Origin of the sequence: Dickeya undicola (assembly GCF_000784735.1) — a bacterium.
GTDB classification, from domain to species: Bacteria; Pseudomonadota; Gammaproteobacteria; order Enterobacterales; family Enterobacteriaceae; genus Dickeya; species Dickeya undicola.
This window is the reverse complement of the sequence record NZ_JSYG01000032.1, coordinates 30,134-47,627: the sequence shown is the minus strand read 5'-3', so window position 1 is coordinate 47,627 and position 17,494 is coordinate 30,134. Positions and strand designations below refer to the sequence as shown.

General features: G+C 55.3%; 14 protein-coding genes. 5 read left to right on the top strand and 9 right to left on the bottom strand.

Annotated features, from left to right (window positions below):
• The first annotated feature begins 131 nt into the window (after positions 1–131).
• Entirely contained in the window at positions 132–1,604 is a 1,473-nt protein-coding gene (gene nagE, locus OB87_RS14215) for an N-acetylglucosamine-specific PTS transporter subunit IIBC (protein WP_033570085.1), read from the top strand.
• A gap of 165 nt (positions 1,605–1,769) precedes the next feature.
• Positions 1,770–3,428 (top strand): glutamine--tRNA ligase, encoded by a 1,659-nt coding sequence (glnS, locus tag OB87_RS14210; RefSeq protein ID WP_033570084.1) that lies wholly within the window; start codon positions 1,770–1,772, stop codon positions 3,426–3,428.
• A gap of 78 nt (positions 3,429–3,506) precedes the next feature.
• On the opposite strand, the gene fur is transcribed toward glnS, so the two are convergent.
• Complete coding sequence (gene fur, locus OB87_RS14205) at positions 3,507–3,953, bottom strand: ferric iron uptake transcriptional regulator (protein ID WP_033570083.1); 447 nt, start codon at positions 3,951–3,953, stop codon at positions 3,507–3,509.
• Between the two features lie 346 nt (positions 3,954–4,299).
• The gene (gene fldA, locus OB87_RS14200) at positions 4,300–4,827 is read right to left on the bottom strand and encodes a flavodoxin FldA (RefSeq protein ID WP_033570082.1); all 528 of its coding nucleotides are present in this window, start codon (positions 4,825–4,827) and stop codon (positions 4,300–4,302) included.
• A gap of 419 nt (positions 4,828–5,246) precedes the next feature.
• Between fldA and OB87_RS14195 the strand changes: the two genes are divergently transcribed.
• Positions 5,247–6,938 carry a methyl-accepting chemotaxis protein gene (locus OB87_RS14195; RefSeq protein ID WP_033570081.1) on the top strand — a complete coding sequence of 564 codons (1,692 nt, stop codon included), beginning with the start codon at positions 5,247–5,249 and terminating at the stop codon, positions 6,936–6,938.
• Between the two features lie 62 nt (positions 6,939–7,000).
• Here the strand turns inward: OB87_RS14195 and ybfE are convergent, their stop codons facing one another.
• Both ybfE and ybfF read right to left on the bottom strand, forming a co-directional pair.
• A complete protein-coding gene (gene ybfE / locus OB87_RS14190; protein WP_033570272.1) occupies positions 7,001–7,282 on the bottom strand; it encodes a LexA regulated protein in 282 nt (93 codons plus the stop codon).
• A 288-nt stretch (positions 7,283–7,570) separates the two neighbouring features.
• Positions 7,571–8,341, bottom strand: a complete 771-nt coding sequence (gene ybfF / locus OB87_RS14185; RefSeq protein ID WP_033570080.1) for an esterase — start codon at positions 8,339–8,341, stop codon at positions 7,571–7,573.
• 256 nt (positions 8,342–8,597) lie between these two features.
• Here ybfF and seqA point away from each other — a divergent pair, with 256 nt between their 5' ends.
• Both seqA and pgm read left to right on the top strand, forming a co-directional pair.
• Positions 8,598–9,140: a replication initiation negative regulator SeqA gene (seqA, locus tag OB87_RS14180; protein ID WP_033570079.1), complete on the top strand. Its 543-nt coding sequence runs from the start codon at positions 8,598–8,600 to the stop codon at positions 9,138–9,140.
• A 25-nt stretch (positions 9,141–9,165) separates the two neighbouring features.
• On the top strand, positions 9,166–10,809 hold the full coding sequence (pgm, locus tag OB87_RS14175; protein ID WP_033570078.1) for a phosphoglucomutase (alpha-D-glucose-1,6-bisphosphate-dependent): 1,644 nt from the start codon (positions 9,166–9,168) through the stop codon (positions 10,807–10,809).
• Between the two features lie 66 nt (positions 10,810–10,875).
• On the opposite strand, the gene OB87_RS14170 is transcribed toward pgm, so the two are convergent.
• The 5 genes from OB87_RS14170 to kdpB all read right to left on the bottom strand — a co-directional run bounded on the left by OB87_RS14170 (position 10,876) and on the right by kdpB (position 17,490).
• Positions 10,876–11,304, bottom strand: a complete 429-nt coding sequence (locus OB87_RS14170; RefSeq protein ID WP_033570077.1) for an EamA family transporter — start codon at positions 11,302–11,304, stop codon at positions 10,876–10,878.
• A gap of 84 nt (positions 11,305–11,388) precedes the next feature.
• Complete coding sequence (gene kdpE, locus OB87_RS14165; RefSeq protein WP_033570076.1) at positions 11,389–12,078, bottom strand: two-component system response regulator KdpE; 690 nt, start codon at positions 12,076–12,078, stop codon at positions 11,389–11,391.
• Positions 12,075–14,804 (bottom strand): two-component system sensor histidine kinase KdpD, encoded by a 2,730-nt coding sequence (gene kdpD / locus OB87_RS14160; protein WP_033570075.1) that lies wholly within the window; start codon positions 14,802–14,804, stop codon positions 12,075–12,077. The genes kdpE and kdpD overlap by 4 nt, the downstream gene beginning before the upstream one ends.
• Positions 14,805–14,832: 28 nt before the next feature.
• Positions 14,833–15,408, bottom strand: coding sequence for a potassium-transporting ATPase subunit KdpC (kdpC, locus tag OB87_RS14155; RefSeq protein ID WP_033570074.1), 576 nt, complete (start codon positions 15,406–15,408; stop codon positions 14,833–14,835).
• A 15-nt stretch (positions 15,409–15,423) separates the two neighbouring features.
• A complete protein-coding gene (gene kdpB, locus OB87_RS14150) occupies positions 15,424–17,490 on the bottom strand; it encodes a potassium-transporting ATPase subunit KdpB (RefSeq protein ID WP_033570073.1) in 2,067 nt (688 codons plus the stop codon).
• Between the last annotated feature and the right edge of the window lie 4 nt (positions 17,491–17,494).

The window sequence follows — 17,494 nt, the reverse complement described above, 5'->3', positions numbered from 1 at the left end:
ACATAATCACCGTTATTAATTTGCGAAACGAATTATTATTTTGGCACTCTTGTCAGGCCTATATTGCTGACGGGTGATTCTATAACAAGGCTGACAGACAATTTTTGCCCGTAAGGGAAAGAGAGGGGAAGGTGAGTACACTCGGTTATTTACAAAAAGTAGGCCGTGCCCTGATGGTGCCGGTTGCCACGTTGCCCGCCGCTGCCATCCTGATGGGGGTGGGGTACTGGATTGATCCGGTCGGTTGGGGCAGTGAAAGCGCACTGGCCGCGCTGTTGATCAAGTCTGGCTCCGCCATTATCGAGCACATGGCGGTGTTGTTTGCGGTCGGCGTTGCTTATGGTATGTCGAAAGATAAAGACGGTGCCGCGGCGTTGTCCGGATTTGTCGGTTACCTGGTGCTGACGACATTGTGTTCGCCTGCGGCAGTGTCGATGATTCAACACATCCCACTGGCGGAAGTGCCAAAGGCGTTCGGTAAGATTGAGAACCAGTTCATTGGTATTCTGGTTGGGGTCATTTCCGCCGAGCTGTACAACCGTTACAGCCAGGTCGAATTACCTAAGGCACTGTCCTTTTTCAGTGGTCGCCGATTAGTGCCGATTCTGGTTTCGATGCTGATGATCGTGGTGGCGTTTGTGCTGATGTATGTCTGGCCAGTTATCTACAACGCGCTGGTTTCCTTTGGGGAGCATATCCAGCAACTGGGATCGGTCGGTGCGGGTATCTACGCCTTCTTCAACCGTCTGCTGATTCCGGTGGGGTTGCACCATGCATTGAACTCGGTGTTCTGGTTTGATGTGGCTGGCATTAACGATATTCCTAACTTCCTGAGTGGTCAGCAGGCGATTGACGCAGGCAAAGCCGTACCCGGTATTACCGGGCGCTATCAGGCAGGTTTCTTCCCGATCATGATGTTTGGTTTGCCGGGGGCGGCGCTGGCGATTTATCACTGTGCGCGTCCGGAAAATCGTAGCCGGGTGGCAGGGATCATGGTAGCAGCGGCATTTGCTGCTTTCTTCACCGGTATTACCGAGCCGCTGGAGTTCTCCTTCATGTTTGTGGCACCGGTGCTGTATGTGTTGCACGCTGTACTGACCGGGATTTCGGTATTCATCGCGGCCAGTATGCACTGGATTGCCGGTTTTGGTTTCAGTGCCGGTCTGGTGGATATGGTGCTGTCTTCGCGCAACCCGCTGGCGACGAACTGGTACATGTTGCTGCTGCAAGGTGCTGCATTCTTTGTCATTTATTACGTGGTGTTCCGCTTCACCATCACCCGTTTTAACCTGATGACGCCGGGGCGTGAAGCTGCGGCGGGGCAACCTTCATCCGAAGGAACTGCTGCTCCTGCGGGCAACAGCCAGTCGGTGGCACGAGGCTACCTGCAGGCTATCGGCGGCAAGGATAATCTGACAGGCATCGACGCTTGCATTACCCGTTTGCGCCTTAGCGTGAAGGATTCCGGCCTGGTGGATGAACCTGCCGCACGCAACCTGGGGGCGGCCGGGGTCATTCGTCTCAACAAGCAAAGCGTGCAGATTGTGGTGGGGACTCAGGCGGAAAACATTGCGGCGGCATTACGCGAAGTGTCGCAGGAATAATTCGACATCGACCCATTACCGTCAGATGCCGGGAAACGGAGCATACGGAGACGTATGCTCCGTTTTTTTATCTTAAACTTTCGTGAAACAAACGGTTGTTTCCCGGCGTGGCTTGTTGGATCATTAGTGGTTATGGGTTGTTTTTTCGCATTTGAGGAACCAAGCATGAGTGAGGCTGAAGCCCGCCCAACCAACTTTATTCGCCAGATCATTGATGAAGATTTGGCTACTGGCAAACACGATCATATCCAGACGCGTTTTCCGCCAGAACCGAACGGCTACCTGCACATTGGTCACGCCAAGTCCATCTGCCTGAACTTTGGTATTGCCGAAGATTACAGCGGCAAGTGTAACTTGCGTTTTGATGATACCAACCCGGTAAAAGAAGATATCGAGTACGTTGAGTCCATCAAGCATGACGTTCAGTGGCTGGGTTTTTCCTGGAGCGGCAACGTTCGCTACTCCTCTGACTATTTTGATCAGTTGCACTTTTACGCGATTGAACTGATTAATAAAGGGTTGGCGTATGTCGATGAGTTGACGCCGGAGCAGATCCGCGAATACCGTGGCACCCTGACCTCTCCGGGCAAGAACAGCCCGTACCGCGACCGTAGCGTTGAAGAAAACCTGACGCTGTTTGAGAAAATGCGCAGTGGCGGTTTCGCCGAAGGCACCGCGTGCCTGCGTGCCAAAATCGATATGGCCTCACCGTTCATCGTTATGCGTGATCCGGTGCTGTACCGTATCAAATTTGCCGAGCACCATCAGACCGGCAAAAAATGGTGCATCTACCCGATGTACGATTTCACCCACTGCATTTCCGATGCGCTGGAAGGTATTACCCATTCGCTGTGTACGCTGGAATTCCAGGACAACCGCCGCCTGTATGATTGGGTGTTGGATAATATCTCCATTCCTGCCCACCCGCGGCAGTATGAGTTTTCCCGCTTGAATCTGGAATACGCGGTGATGTCCAAGCGTAAACTGAACCAGTTGGTGAACGAGAACGTGGTGGAAGGCTGGAACGATCCGCGTATGCCGACGATCTCCGGCTTGCGTCGTCGTGGGTATACTGCGGCATCTATTCGTGAGTTCTGCCGCCGTATCGGTATTACCAAGCAGGACAACACCGTGGAGATGGCGGCGTTGGAATCCTGTATCCGCGACGATCTGAACGAGAACGCGCCACGGGCGATGGCGGTGCTGGACCCGGTGAAGGTCGTGATTGAGAACCTGCCGGAAGGGCATGAAGAGTGGCTCACTATGCCTAATCATCCCAATAAACCGGAAATGGGTTCGCGCCAGGTGGCGTTCAGCCGCGAGGTGTATATCGATCGCGCTGATTTCCGCGAAGAGGCCAACAAGCAGTACAAACGTTTGGTGCTGGGCAAAGAAGTGCGCCTGCGTAACGCTTATGTTATTAAGGCCGAGCACATTGATAAAGACGAACAGGGCGTGATCACCACGATTTACTGCAGCTGTGATACGGAAACCCTGAGCAAGGATCCGGCTGACGGTCGTAAAGTGAAAGGCGTGATCCACTGGGTATCGGCGGCTCATGCACTGTCGGCGCAGTTCCGCTTATATGATCGGCTGTTCAGCGTCGCTAACCCTGGCGCGGCGGAGGACTTTCTCTCCACCATTAACCCGGATTCGCTGACTATCGCCCAGGGCTTTGTTGAAGCCAGTCTGGGTCAGGCTGAAGTTGAAAAAGCCTATCAGTTCGAACGTGAAGGGTATTTCTGCGCTGATCGCGTTTATTCCAGCGCGGATAATCTGGTGTTTAACCGGACGGTCGGTTTGCGGGACAGTTGGGCGGGGTAACAGCCGCCCGGCTACCAGGAAAACGACAAAAATAAAACCGCCGCGGCGGTTTTATTTTTTCTCAGCTTATCTGAGTGATTAGCGCTCGTTGTGCGCGCTGTCATCTTCACGGCAATCACCACTACTGCAATGACCGTACAAATACAGGCTGTGGTTGGTCAGCTTGATGCCGTGTTTCTCGGAAATCTCACGCTGACGCGCTTCGATAGACTCGTCGCTGAATTCAATCACTCTGCCGCAATCCAGACAGATCAGATGGTCATGGTGGTGCTGCTGCGTGAGTTCGAAAACCGATTTACCGCCTTCGAAGTTATGGCGGGTAACGATGCCAGCATCGTCGAATTGGTTAAGCACACGATAAACGGTAGCCAGGCCAATCTCTTCCCCCATATCAATCAGCTTTTTATATAAGTCTTCCGCGCTGACGTGGTGGCATTGAGGATCCTGAAGTACTTCCAGAATTTTCAGTCGTGGAAGTGTGACTTTCAGGCCAGCCTTCTTTAATGCGGTATTGTTGTCAGTCATGCGGATTTAGTCCTGTTACTTGCTTTATCTGGGAGGCTATTAGCCTAGTATCATCGGTCGGCTTAAAAAAGGTCACTGTGTCTCAATTATAGAACCGCGCCGTCGAAATGAAAACCATAGAAATTTTACAATATGATTCTTGCTAACTCTCTGTATTCAGAGCCATTCCCTGCAATAGACATAGTGTATATCGGAGCCGGTCATTACCTGCAACCCAGTTGACCGTGTGGGCATTGTACCCTGTTGGGGTGAAAAGTTAAAAAAATGTATCACTGATTGTGATAGGTTTTATCTATCTAAATGGATGTGGCTCTGCATACATCGGTATCAGAGCCACACAGGTGAATCAGGCCAGCAGTGCTTTCAGGTTCATTTCTTCACTGATTTGCTTGACCCAGGTGGAGACGCGCTCGCTGGTCAGTTCTGGCTGGCGATCTTCATCAATGGCCAAACCGATAAAGTGGGTGTCGTCCGCCAGACCTTTTGATGCTTCAAAGTAATAGCCTTCGGTTGGCCAATGACCAACGATGACTGCACCACGTGGTTCGATAATATCGCGGATGGTCCCCATGGCATCACAGAAGTATTCAGCATAGTCTTCCTGATCACCGCAACCGAAGATAGCGACCAGTTTGCTATCAAAATCAATCTCTTCCAGCGTCGGAAAGAAGTCATCCCAGTCACACTGCGCTTCGCCGTAATACCAGGTTGGAATACCCAGCAGCAGGATGTCAAAACGCTCAAGGTCTTCTTTGCTGCTTTTGGCAATGTCATGCAGTTCGGCGACGTCGTTGCCCAATTGCTGCTGGATCGTCTTGGCAATGTTTTCGGTATTGCCGGTGTCACTGCCAAAAAAAATGCCTATGAGAGCCATGGATAAAATAACCTCTTGATTCTTAAGGGTATGGTGCTTGTATCACCCGAGATCCGCTAATGATAGCAGACACTGTCTAATGGATAAACGTGTATCTTTTTGCCATATCGTGAAATGGCATGGAAGCGATGAGTTGATTGTTTTTGCGTCACTTCCTTAATGTTTTTTTAATTTTTTTAAAATACGATATTCGTACAGATAACTGAAAATATGGGTAATTTGTTAACTATCTAATTTTTATTAGCTTTTTAACGACACAAAACACTAAACATTCCTATATTTTTGACGATGACAGAGCATGGTGCTTTCATTGAATGTAAATGTGCAGCAATGTTTCTTACAAAGCGAGAGACTTTCTCATCGCATAAATCAAACCAAGACTTACCTCTTCGACCAATAGCCCAGTTATGGAGTCAACTATGCAATTCCTAAAAAATATTGCCATTCGCACCGCCATGTTGTGGGTGCTTGGCATCTTCTGTGCGTTATGGATTGCTGTCTCGGTCTACACCATGTATTCGTTCCGCACAATGAACGAAACGTCTAAAACCAGTGCATTGCTGGTTAACAATATGAATTTGGTTAATACCGGTAACGATCAGTACTTTCGTATGGTGACCCGACTGGCACGTGCGGTTGACTATCGTCAGAGCGGTGATGATCAGAAAGCGGACGAACAGCAAAAATCATCACAGGCCGCACTGGATTTACTGAAATCTAACCTGGAAGCATTCAAGAAGATTGATCATGCTGGCATGTCGCCGGAGCTGGTTGACGCGGTAATCCGCGATTGGGGAAATTTGGTTACCCAAGGCGTTGAGCCGATGTTCCAGCGTGCGGCGGACAAAAAGTTCGATGACTATGACAAGTTTGCCAAAGACATCGTACCGTCCTTCAGCCGCCAGTTTAACGCCTCCTTCACCAACTTTAATAAAGCGGGGTCGACGATGTTCGTCGATACGGGCAATCGACTGGAGAGTATCACGGGTATCGGTCAGAACATTCTGCTAGCCGGGTTGATCGCGGGCCTGGTGATGTTGTTCCTGACCGACCGTTATCTGGTGGCTTGTCTGGTACGCCCACTAAATGACCTGCGTGATCATTTCCTGGTGATTGCCAATGGCCGCCTGGGTAAACCGATTCTGGATTTTGGTAACAACTGTGTGGGGCGTTTGTTCCCGCTGTTGCGTGATATGCAGAGCAGCCTGGCGAATACGGTCAGCACCATTCGCACCAGTGCTGACTCTATTTATCAGGGCGTGTCGGAGATCGCTTCCGGTAACAATGACCTGGCAGCGCGTACCGAGTCACAGGCGGCAGCGCTGGAAGAAAGCGCCGCCAGTATGGAACAACTGACATCAACAGTGAAACAGAACGCTGAAAACGCCAGCCACGCCAGTCAGCTGGCCCGTCAAGCTTCCACCACCGCCAGTAAGGGGGGGGAGTTGGTTGATAATGTGGTGAAAACCATGGCGGAAATCTCCGGCAGCTCGAAGAAAATCGCCGAGATTACTAGCGTAATCAACGGTATTGCTTTCCAGACCAACATTCTGGCGCTGAACGCAGCGGTGGAAGCCGCCCGTGCTGGTGAACAAGGGCGTGGCTTTGCCGTGGTGGCCGGTGAGGTGAGAAGCCTGGCGCAGCGTAGTGCGCAGGCAGCAAAAGAGATCGAAAACCTGATTGCCGAGTCGGTACGCTGTGTAGATAACGGTTCAGCGTTGGTGGCCGATGCGGGCAGCACCATGAGCGAAATTGTGACTGCGGTAACCAACGTCACCGATATCATGTCGGAAATAGCCACAGCATCGGATGAGCAGAGCAAGGGGATCGCCCAGGCCGGACAAGCGATCACGGAAATGGATGGCGTGACCCAGCAGAATGCTGCACTGGTGCAGGAAGCGTCGGCGGCAACGCGTTCGCTGGAAGAGCAGGCGATGGTGTTGACCGAAGCGGTATCGGTATTCCGGCTGTCGGAAGAACAGTCGGGTGGTTTGTCGCCGAGACGCGAGCGCCAGGCACCGCCGAAAGCCGTGGCGGCTCCCGCTAAAGCCCTGCCAGCCGCTACGACTGGCAGCAGTAAAAAGAGCAGCGATAACTGGGAAACATTCTGATAATCGTGGAAACGTTCTGATGTAATAAGGACGACCGGCGTCATGGACGACGCCAGTGAGGGTCACTCTTCTTGTTCTGCCAACTGCGCCAGCAGTATTTGTTCGATCAGTTCACTGCGGCTGATGTTTTTCTGCTCAGCCAATGCATTCAAAATGTCTACCGCTTCGCTATTGATTTTCAGCTCAACACGACGCAGACCTCGCACCCGGTCACGCCGTAACTGATTGCGTTTATTGATTCGTAACTGCTCGTCGCGGGAGAGCGGGTTGGTTTTGGGCCGCCCCGGACGACGCTCGTTCGCGAACAGATCCAGCGTGGTGCGATCCGTTTGTTCTTTTGCCATAAATAATGGTGCTGCAAGAAATTCGGCCAAAACGCTGCGTTTGATCACCGGGAGTCGAGTACCGGGTGAGCCGTCGCTTGCGACAACTCAGGCTGCGTTTTGATGAAATGTGGTTAACGATGCAAGTGGCCAGACAGCCGCCCCTCAATACTGAGCGCGCCATAATACCCCAGCCGTTGCGGTGGCGACAACGGTTTACTGAGGCGTAGCGCGCAATTAAACCGTGATTGACGCAGGCTGGCGCGGATGTGTCTGGTCGTTGTGGTTCCCGCATCGCTTGCTTTGTTGTTAGTCAGCGTCCAGAAAACGGTGGATGGCGCGCAACACCGCTTCCGGTTTTTCTGCGTGCACCCAGTGGCTGGCACCACTCACCACGTATGCCTTGGCCGCAGGGAACTGGCGCAGCAGCGTATCACGATAGCGATCATCAAGATAAGGTGACTCGCTACCACGAATAAACAGGATTGGACCGGGCCAGGCAGGCACGTCCTGCCAGCCCACGAGGTGCTCGTATTGGTCCCACAAGACGGGGACGTTAAAGCGCCATTCTCCCTGCTGGAAAGACTTCAACAAAAACTGGATGACGCCTTCTTCGCCCGGCAGGTAATCGCGCATGATTTCCGCCGCGTTGGAACGTTGCGTTACACCAGCATCGTTAACGGCGTGAATGGCAGCGAATACGTTGTCATGACGACGCACCTGATAGTCCACCGGCGCGATATCAATCGCCACAATGCGCTCGATACGCCCGACAAGCACTCCGGTGAGCGCCATTGACACCTTTCCCCCCATGGAGTGACCGATCAGGATGACACGTTCCAGTCCTAGCTCATCAAGCAATTCACGTACATCCTGCGCCATTGCGGGGTAGTTCATCTCCGGTGCGCGGGGTGACAACCCATGATTACGCAGATCAATCTGCAACGTATCGTGGTGTTTTTGCAGGTCACGGGCGAGTACGCCAAGATTGTCCAGGTTGCCAAATAAACCGTGAATGAGAATAACCGGTAACCGGTCCTGCGGGTGTTGTGCGTTTTGCCAGCGATAATTCAATTTCATGGTGAAGTTCATTCAGAGAGACAGTGGCTTAGGGTATCATGACTTTACCATGACGCTTCGCCGCAGGGTAAACTCTGTCAGGCGGCGCTCGTTGGGGCAGGGGATAGAAAGCCGCATTCATATAACAGGAATGCGTGCACAAATTCAGGATAATCCTGAATTTGGCGTCACTGGCCTCTGTCGCTGTTCGCGGGTTGCGCATAGCCTGTATAATTCCTGATGATTGATTAAAGACATAAAACAGTACTGGATAAAAATGAAAACTATTGAGGTCGACGACGAGCTTTACCGTTATATCGCCAGCCACACTCAGCATATCGGCGAGAGTGCATCGGATATTTTACGGCGTATGCTGAAATTCAGTAGCGCGCAGCAGCCAGCGGCAGCAGCGGTAACGCCGTTGCCAGCGGTGTCGACAATCGCCCAGCCAGCCACGGTGCAGCCGTCTCGTGACCGGGTAAGAACCGTGCGCGAGTTGTTGCTGTCGGACGAATATGCCGAGCAGAACAAGGCGGTCAATCGTTTTCTGATGGTACTGTCCACCCTGTATCGCCTGTCGCCAGAAGCGTTTGCAGCGGCGACCGACTCATTGCATGGCCGCACCCGCGTCTATTTCGCTGCCGACGAGCAGACTTTGTTGCTGCACGGCGCTCAGACCAAACCCCGGCACATTGACGACACGCCTTACTGGGTTATCACCAATACCAATACCGGTCGCAAGCGCAGCATGGTCGAGTACATCATGCTGGCGATGCAGTTCCCGCCGGAACTGACTGAGAAAGTTTGCGGCACTATTTAAATCACTGCGTCAGGAAGAAACGCCAATGGCTAATCACCCAAGAGCCGGACAACCTACCCGGCAAAGCGACCTGATTAATGTCGCACAGTTGACGTCCCAGTATTATGTGTTGCGCCCGGATGTCACTAATCCGGCACAGTCGGTTAAATTCGGCACCTCCGGGCATCGTGGTTGCGCTGCCCGCCACAGCTTCAATGAAGCCCATATTCTGGCGATTGCTCAGGCGATTGCCGAAGAGCGTAGCCGTCAGGGCATCACGGGGCCGTGCTACGTGGGGAAAGATACCCATGCGTTGTCCGAACCGGCGTTTATCTCGGTGTTGGAAGTACTGACGGCCAACGGCGTTGACGTCATTGTTCAGCAGGATAACGGTTTTACCCCGACACCTGCGGTGTCAAACGCGATTCTGGTCCACAACCGTCAGGGCGGCGCGCTGGCGGATGGCATCGTGATTACCCCTTCTCATAATCCACCAGAAGACGGTGGCATTAAATACAATCCACCCAATGGCGGCCCGGCAGACACCAACCTGACGAGCGTGATTGAAAAACGTGCCAACGCGCTGTTGGCGGATAATCTGCGTGAAGTGAAGCGTCAGTCGTTGGATAAAGCGCGTCAGAGCGGTCATCTGCACGAGCGCGACCTGGTTGAGCCGTATGTCGAGGCGCTGGGCGAGGTGGTGGACATGGCGGCGATTCAGCGAGCCGGTCTGAAACTGGGTGTCGATCCGCTTGGCGGCTCCGGCATTGCTTACTGGCAACGCATCGCCGAGCGCTACCAGCTGGACCTGACGCTGGTCAATGATGCCATCGATCAGACCTTCCGTTTCATGACGCTGGACCATGATGGTGTGATCCGTATGGATTGCTCGTCCGTCTCGGCGATGTCGGGTTTGCTGGCGCTGCGCGACAAGTTTGACTTGGCTTTTGCCAACGATCCGGATTATGACCGTCACGGCATTGTTACCCCGGCCGGGTTGATGAACCCGAACCACTATCTGGCGGTGGCTATCAACTATCTGTTCCGTCATCGTCCGCAGTGGAGCGAGTCGGTAGCGGTTGGTAAGACGCTGGTGTCCAGCGCCATGATCGACCGGGTAGTGGCGGACCTCGGCCGTAAACTGGTGGAAGTGCCGGTTGGTTTTAAATGGTTTGTGGATGGTCTGTTTGACGGGACATTAGGCTTCGGTGGTGAAGAGAGCGCTGGTGCGTCGTTCCTGCGTTTTGACGGCAAGCCGTGGTCGACCGACAAAGATGGCATCATTCTGTGTCTGCTGGCAGCGGAAATTACCGCGGTGACCGGTAAAAACCCGCAACAGCACTATGATGCGCTGGCTGAGCGTTTCGGAGCGCCGAGCTACAATCGCTTGCAGGCATCGGCGACTCATGCGCAGAAAGCCGCGTTATCCAAACTGTCGCCAGAAATGGTGTCCGCCAGTACGCTGGCAGGTGACCCAATCACTGCTCGCCTGACTGCTGCACCTGGCAATGGCGCGTCGATTGGTGGCCTGAAGGTGATGACTGACAACGGTTGGTTTGCTGCGCGTCCGTCCGGTACGGAAGAAGCCTACAAAATTTACTGCGAAAGTTTCCTCGGTGCGGAGCACCGCGAGAAAATCGAGAAAGAAGCGGTTGAGATCGTCAGCGCGGTGCTGAGCAGCGCGAAGTAACGAAACAACCGGTTTGAAATCAGGGCGCTGTGTCAACAGCGCCTTTTTTATCGCCAACCCGTTGTATTATCCTAACGCCACCAGTAGCGCACCGGCGGAAATCAGCGCAACGCCAACCCCGGCCAACAGCGACACTTTTTCTCCCAGCAGCAATGCCGCCAGAATCACCGCGAACACCACGCTAAGTTTATCGATAGGGGCTACTTGGGCGACGTTCCCGCTTTTTAGCGCCATAAAATAAAACAGCCAGGACAGTGCGCCCGCTAAGCCGCTCAGTACGATGAACAGCATCGCCTTGTGGTTGGACAGTACGTCAGCGAACAGCGAGGTTTTGCCCTGAGCCACTACCACGCCGACCAGAAATAGCGCCATGATCACCGCACGAATGGCGGTGGCGGTATTGGCGTCCAGCTGTTGCAGGCCGATTTTTCCAAACAGTGCTACCAGCGAGGCGCACAACGCCGACAGCAAGGCGTAAAGTAACCAGCTACTCATTGATATTTTTCTCGCGGATAAAAATCAGGATGCTACGCCTGACGCAGGCGAGGGGCCAGGCGTATCCATCATTAAAGGGGAAAGCTAGGGCATAAACCGGTAGCCGATGGCCGTCTCGGTCAGAAAGTGGCGCGGCCGGGCCGGGTCGTTTTCCAGTTTCTGGCGCAAATGCCCCATGTAGATACGCAGATAATGGCTGTGCTCTACCGCATTTGGGCCCCAGACCTGATTGAGCAGTTGGCGCTGCGTCAGCACCTTGCCGGGGTTGGCGAGCAGCGTCGCCAGTAGCCGGAATTCAATCGGTGTCAGATGCAATTCCTGCTGGTCACGGGTCACCTGGCGATTGACCAAATCCACGCTAATGTTGGAAAACGTGATGAGCGGGCTTTCCTGCTGAGGCGTGCTGAAGCGGCGTAACGCTACCCGCACTCGTGCGAGTAACTCGCCGATGCCGAACGGTTTGGTGAGGTAATCATCAGCACCCACGTCCAGCGCGTCTATCTTGTCTTGCTCATCGGTACGAGCAGAAAGCACGATAATCGGAATCGTGCTCCACTGACGTAGATCCCGGATGTAATCGATACCGTCGCCGTCGGGCAGACCCAGATCGAGAATAATCAGGTCAGGCTTGCGGGTCGCCGCTTCGATCAATCCCCGTTGTAGTGTATCAGCGTCGAATACGCGGCAACCTGCACCCTCCAGCGCGTTGCGGACAAAACGCCGGATCTCTTTTTCATCTTCTACGATCAGGATGTTGGTCTGTAACAGGGTCAGGACTCCATCTCTTCAGGTTCGAGAACCGGTGGTGGCGCCAGCGGTAGAGTAAAGTGGAACACCGCACCGCCGTCATCCGCGTTGGTGGCCCAGATTCGTCCGCCGTGAATCTCCACAATGGCTCGGCAAATTGCCAGACCCAACCCAACACCGGGAATGGACGACTCTTTGTGCCCGCGGGCGAACTTGTCAAAAATCACTTTTTCCTGACCTTCAGGGATGCCGGGGCCGTTATCCCGTACCTGTACTTCCAGCATATCGCCGGAGGTCGGAGTCGAAATCTGGCTGGCAGAGAGGGTGATCGTCGCCTGCTCGCCAGCGTATTTGATGGCGTTTTCCAGCAGGTTGATCAACACCCGTTCGATCAGGCTGGCATCGCAGTACACCAGGGTCATGTCCTGCGGCAACCGTAAATGAATAGTATTGTTTGCCAGTGAATTTTCCAACTGCCGTAACGCACTTCCGGCGAGTTCTTCCAGTGTTTGCCACTCTTTGCGCAAATTAAAGCCATCGGACTGGATGCGTGCCATATCCAGCAGGTTGTTGACCAGCCGGGTGGTGCTGAGAATGTGCTGGCGGATCTGGCTGGCCTGCGGCGCATAGGGCGAGCCTTCAGAAGCCAGGTTAAGCGTCAGAATCTCCGCCTGACCAAACAGCACCGTCAACGGGGTGCGTAAATCATGGGACAGCGCGGCCAACAGCGAATTGCGCAGTTGCTCACGCTCGGCGTCCAGCCGGGCGTTTTCCGTGCTTTTGACCAGATGCAAACGCTCCAGAGCGTTGGCTATCAGGACGGTGAAGGTTTCCAGCATTCGTTGCTGTTCCGGAATCATCAACTGGCGAACATTATTTGGCTCGACGGCGATGACGCCGAAGGTCAGTTGTGGTGTTGCCAGCGGCAGAATCTGGTAGGGAACACCCGGCAGGGTGCTGGTGCCCGCCCCGGCGGGGGCCGCGTGGTCGTAGCTCCAGCGAGCGATGGCTTGATCGATGATCAACTGATCTGGCTCGTCGAGCGCGGCCTGTTGTAGATAGGCGCTGGGGGAGGCTACGTGATCAGCCAGCAGAATGGCTATTTTGGCCTGAAAGGTAGAACGCAGGAAATGATGACTGGCCTTGGCGATATCCTGCACTGATAGGCTGCGGTTAAGCGCTTTGGACATTTCGTACAGATGCCGCACTCGCTGCTCGCGGTAGCGGGCGACGCGAGCCTGATAACGTACCCCGGCGGTCAGGTTTCCCACCAGAATACCGATGGTCAGCATCACGGCAAACGTGACCAGATATTGCGCATCTGCTACCGCGAATGTTCCTTTAGGCACCACAAAAAACAAATCGAAACTGGCGACATTGATGACCGCGGCGAACACCGATGGCCAGCGGCCATAAAACAGCGCGATGATGACTACCGCCAGCAGATAGAGCATCACCAGGTTGACCGGTTCCAGCATCGAGAACGGCGACCACAACGCCAGCAGCGTAATCAATGCGCAGAGCAGAGCAGCAACACCGCAGCCGTAAAACTGCAAGCGCCATTTGTCGGTAATTCCCCTGACATCCGGGGTCTTGGGCGGAGGCGGTGTGCTATCATCCTGCACCGACACCACGACCAAATCGAGGTCCGGCCCTAGCTTGCCGAGCTTCTCAGCAAAACGAGTGCGACGCCACCAGCCGAGTTTCTGCTCGGTGTGACGACCAATCACGATCTTGCCCAGATTGTGTTCGCGGGCATAGCGCAGCACCGCGCGTTCCACCGATGGGTCAGAAAGGGTGGCGGTTTCCGCCCCCAGATCCTGTGCCAGTTTCAGCGCACGCAGGATCGCCCGTCGCTCGCCTTCCGGCAGACGGTGCAGGCGTGGTGTTTCGACGTAAACCGCGTGCCAGATGCTGCCCAGACGGGCAGCCAGACGGGCGGCGGTACGCACCAGCTTTTCGTTACCCACGCCACGGCCGATGCACAGCAGGATGGCGTCGCGGGTATGCCAGACCCGTTCGCGCCCTTGACTGGCACGCATCGCCCGCATCTGGTCGTCCACCCGGTCGGCCATTCGCCGGAGCGCCAGTTCGCGCAGAGCAAGCAGGTTGCCTTTGCGAAAGAAGTTTTCGATGGCGCGTTCTGCCTGCATCGGCAGGTAAACCTTGCCTTCATTGAGACGCTGGCGCAGGTCATCAGGTGGCAGGTCCACCAGCACCACTTCTGTGGCGTCGTCAAAAATCGGATCTGGGACGGTTTCCCGCACCCGGATGCCGGTCACGCCGCCGACGATATCGTTCAGGCTTTCCAGATGCTGCACATTGACGGTAGTGAACACGTCGATGCCCGCGTCCAGCAGTTCCTGTACGTCCTGCCAGCGTTTGGGATGACGGGAACCCCGGATGTTGCTGTGCGCCAGTTCATCGATCAGAATCAGCGCAGGGCAGCGCGCCAGCGCTGCGTCCAGATCAAATTCATGATGATGTCGGCCGTAATGGCTGATTTTCTTCATCGGCAAATGTGGTAACCCCTCCACCAGCGCAGCGGTTTCACTGCGCCCGTGGGTTTCCACCACCCCGACCAGCACATCCAGCCCCTGGGCTTTCAGTCGCTGTGCTTCCTGCAACATGGCGTAGGTCTTCCCAACCCCGGCGCAGGCACCGAAGAAGATTTTCAGTTTGCCGCGCGGCTGTTCTTCAATCTGGCTCAGCAGGCTGTCCGGGTCGGGGCGACGCTGTTCCTCGTCGGTCATTTCTGTTCCTCGTCGGGTGACGCGTTAATCAAGGTAGTGGTTTTAGCTGGTCTAACGCCATATTCAATTCTACGACATTCACCACCGGTGTTCCGATAAATGCAGGCCACGGCGTGCGCGTATAGCGATTGATCAACTGCTCGACCTGATCCTGCGTCAGACCGCGTGCTTTGGCGACCAGCCCAGCCTGATAATCGGCAGCCGACACCGAAATGTGCGGGTCCAGGCCGCTGGCCGAGGCGGTGACCAGCTCCACCGGTACAGGGGCATTGTCGCCCCGGCGCTGGTGCCAGGCCGCCACGTTCTGACTGATGGCCTTGTCCAGCGCAGGGTTGCTGACGGCAAGGTTGCTGCCGCCGGACGCCATCGCATTGTAGGCGCTGTCCGAGGTGGCGGACGGGCGGCTCAGGAAGTAGCCGTCACGGCTGAAGGCTTGCCCAATCAGCGACGAGCCGACCACGTCGTCTTGCCGGTACAGCAGAGAACCGTTGGCCTGCACTGGGAACAGCCATTGCCCCAGTGCGGTAACCAGCAACGGGTAGCCGACGCCGGTGATCAGGGTCATCAACAGTAATAAAACCAGGGAAGAACGGACATAACTCATGATAATTACCTTTAATTACGCCAGCCCGGCGACAGTCAGCAGCACGTCGATCAGTTTGATGCCGACGAACGGCACCAGCAGACCGCCCAGTCCATAAATCCACAGGTTGCGGCTCAGCAGCGCTGCGGCGCTCATCGGTTTATAACTGATCCCTTTCAGTGCCAGCGGGATCAGAAACACGATAATCAGTGCGTTGAAGATCACCGCCGACAGCATCGCCGAGGCGGGGGAGTGCAGTTGCATCACGTTGAGTGCGTTCAACTGCGGATAGGTAGCGGCGAACGCGGCCGGAATAATGGCGAAGTATTTGGCTACGTCGTTGGCGATGCTGAATGTGGTCAGTGAGCCACGAGTCATCAGCATCTGTTTGCCGATATGCACTACCTCGATAAGCTTGGTGGGGTTGGAATCCAGATCCACCATGTTGCCAGCCTCTTTGGCCGCCTGGGTGCCGGAGTTCATGGCAACGGCCACGTCAGCCTGCGCCAGCGCCGGGGCGTCGTTGGTGCCGTCGCCGGTCATGGCTACCATGCGGCCTTCTGCCTGATACTGGCGAATCAGCGCCAGTTTGGCTTCCGGTGTGGCTTCTGACAGAAAATCGTCCACGCCCGCTTCGGCAGCAATGGCGGCGGCGGTCAGCGGGTTATCACCGGTGATCATCACCGTCTTGATACCCATGCTGCGCAGTTCGGCGAAACGCTCCTTGATACCGCCTTTGACGATATCCTTGAGTGCGACCACACCCAGCACACGCTTGCCTTCGGCGACCACCAGCGGGGTGCTGCCCTGACGCGCTACATTGGCGACAGCATCTTCCACTTCCACCGGGAACTGGCCCTGATTGGCTTCGATATAGCGGCGTAGCGCGTCTACCGCGCCTTTGCGGATGGTGCGCCCCTGAATATTGACGCCGCTCATGCGGGTTTGCGCCGAGAAGGGGACGAAGGTGGCATCCAGGTCCCGCAAGGCGCGCTCACGCAGGCCGAAACGCTGTTTGGCCAGCACCACGATGCTGCGCCCTTCCGGGGTTTCATCCGCCAGCGAGGCCAATTGCGCGGCGTCGGCCAGTGCCTGTTCGCTCACGCCCGGCGCAGGGAGAAACGCGGAAGCCTGACGATTGCCCAGCGTGATAGTGCCGGTCTTGTCCAGCAGTAACACGTCGATATCGCCAGCGGCCTCGACAGCTCGACCACTGGTGGCGATGACGTTGGCACCTAGCATCCGGCTCATACCGGCAATGCCGATGGCCGACAGCAAGCCACCGATGGTGGTGGGAATCAGGCACACCAGCAACGCCACCAGTACGGTAATGCTAATCACCGAGCCGCTATTGTTGGCCGTGACGCTAAACCAGGAAAACGGCGACAGCGTGGCAACCACCAGCAGGAAAATGATAGTCAGTTCCACCAGCAAAATGGTGAGTGCCACCTCGTTCGGGGTTTTGCGGCGTTTGGCGCTCTCCACCATGGCGATCATCCGGTCGATAAAGGTTTCGCCAGGGTTGACGCTGCACTGAATCACCAGCCAGTCAGACAGCACGCGGGTGCCGCCGGTCACCGAGGCAAAATCGCCGCCGGATTCGCGGATCACCGGGGCGGACTCACCGGTGATGGCGCTTTCGTCCACCGAGGCACCGCCCTCCAGTACTTCGCCGTCGCAGGGGATCATTTCGCCCGCGGACACCAGGACCACATCGCCTTTGCGCAGGCTGTCGGCTGGGACTTTCTGGGTGGCGGCGTCATGGTGCGGCGCGGCCAGCTTGTTCGCCCAACTGGTTTTTTTCACGCCTTTGAGGGTTTCTGCCTGCGCCTTACTGCGCCCTTCTGCCAGCGCTTCAGCGAAGTTGGCGAACAGTACTGTCACCCACAGCCACAGTGAAACGGCACCGGTGAACCCCGCGTGGCCCGTGGTTTGTCCGCTGACTATCGCCAGCCAGATACCGGCGGTCAGCAGGCTGCCGATATACACCACGAACATGACTGGATTGCGCCATTGGACGCGCGGATCGAATTTTTTTACCGAATCCACCAGCGCGTTACGCAACAGAGCGGAATCAAAAAGCGTTTGCTGTTTACGAATCATCTTC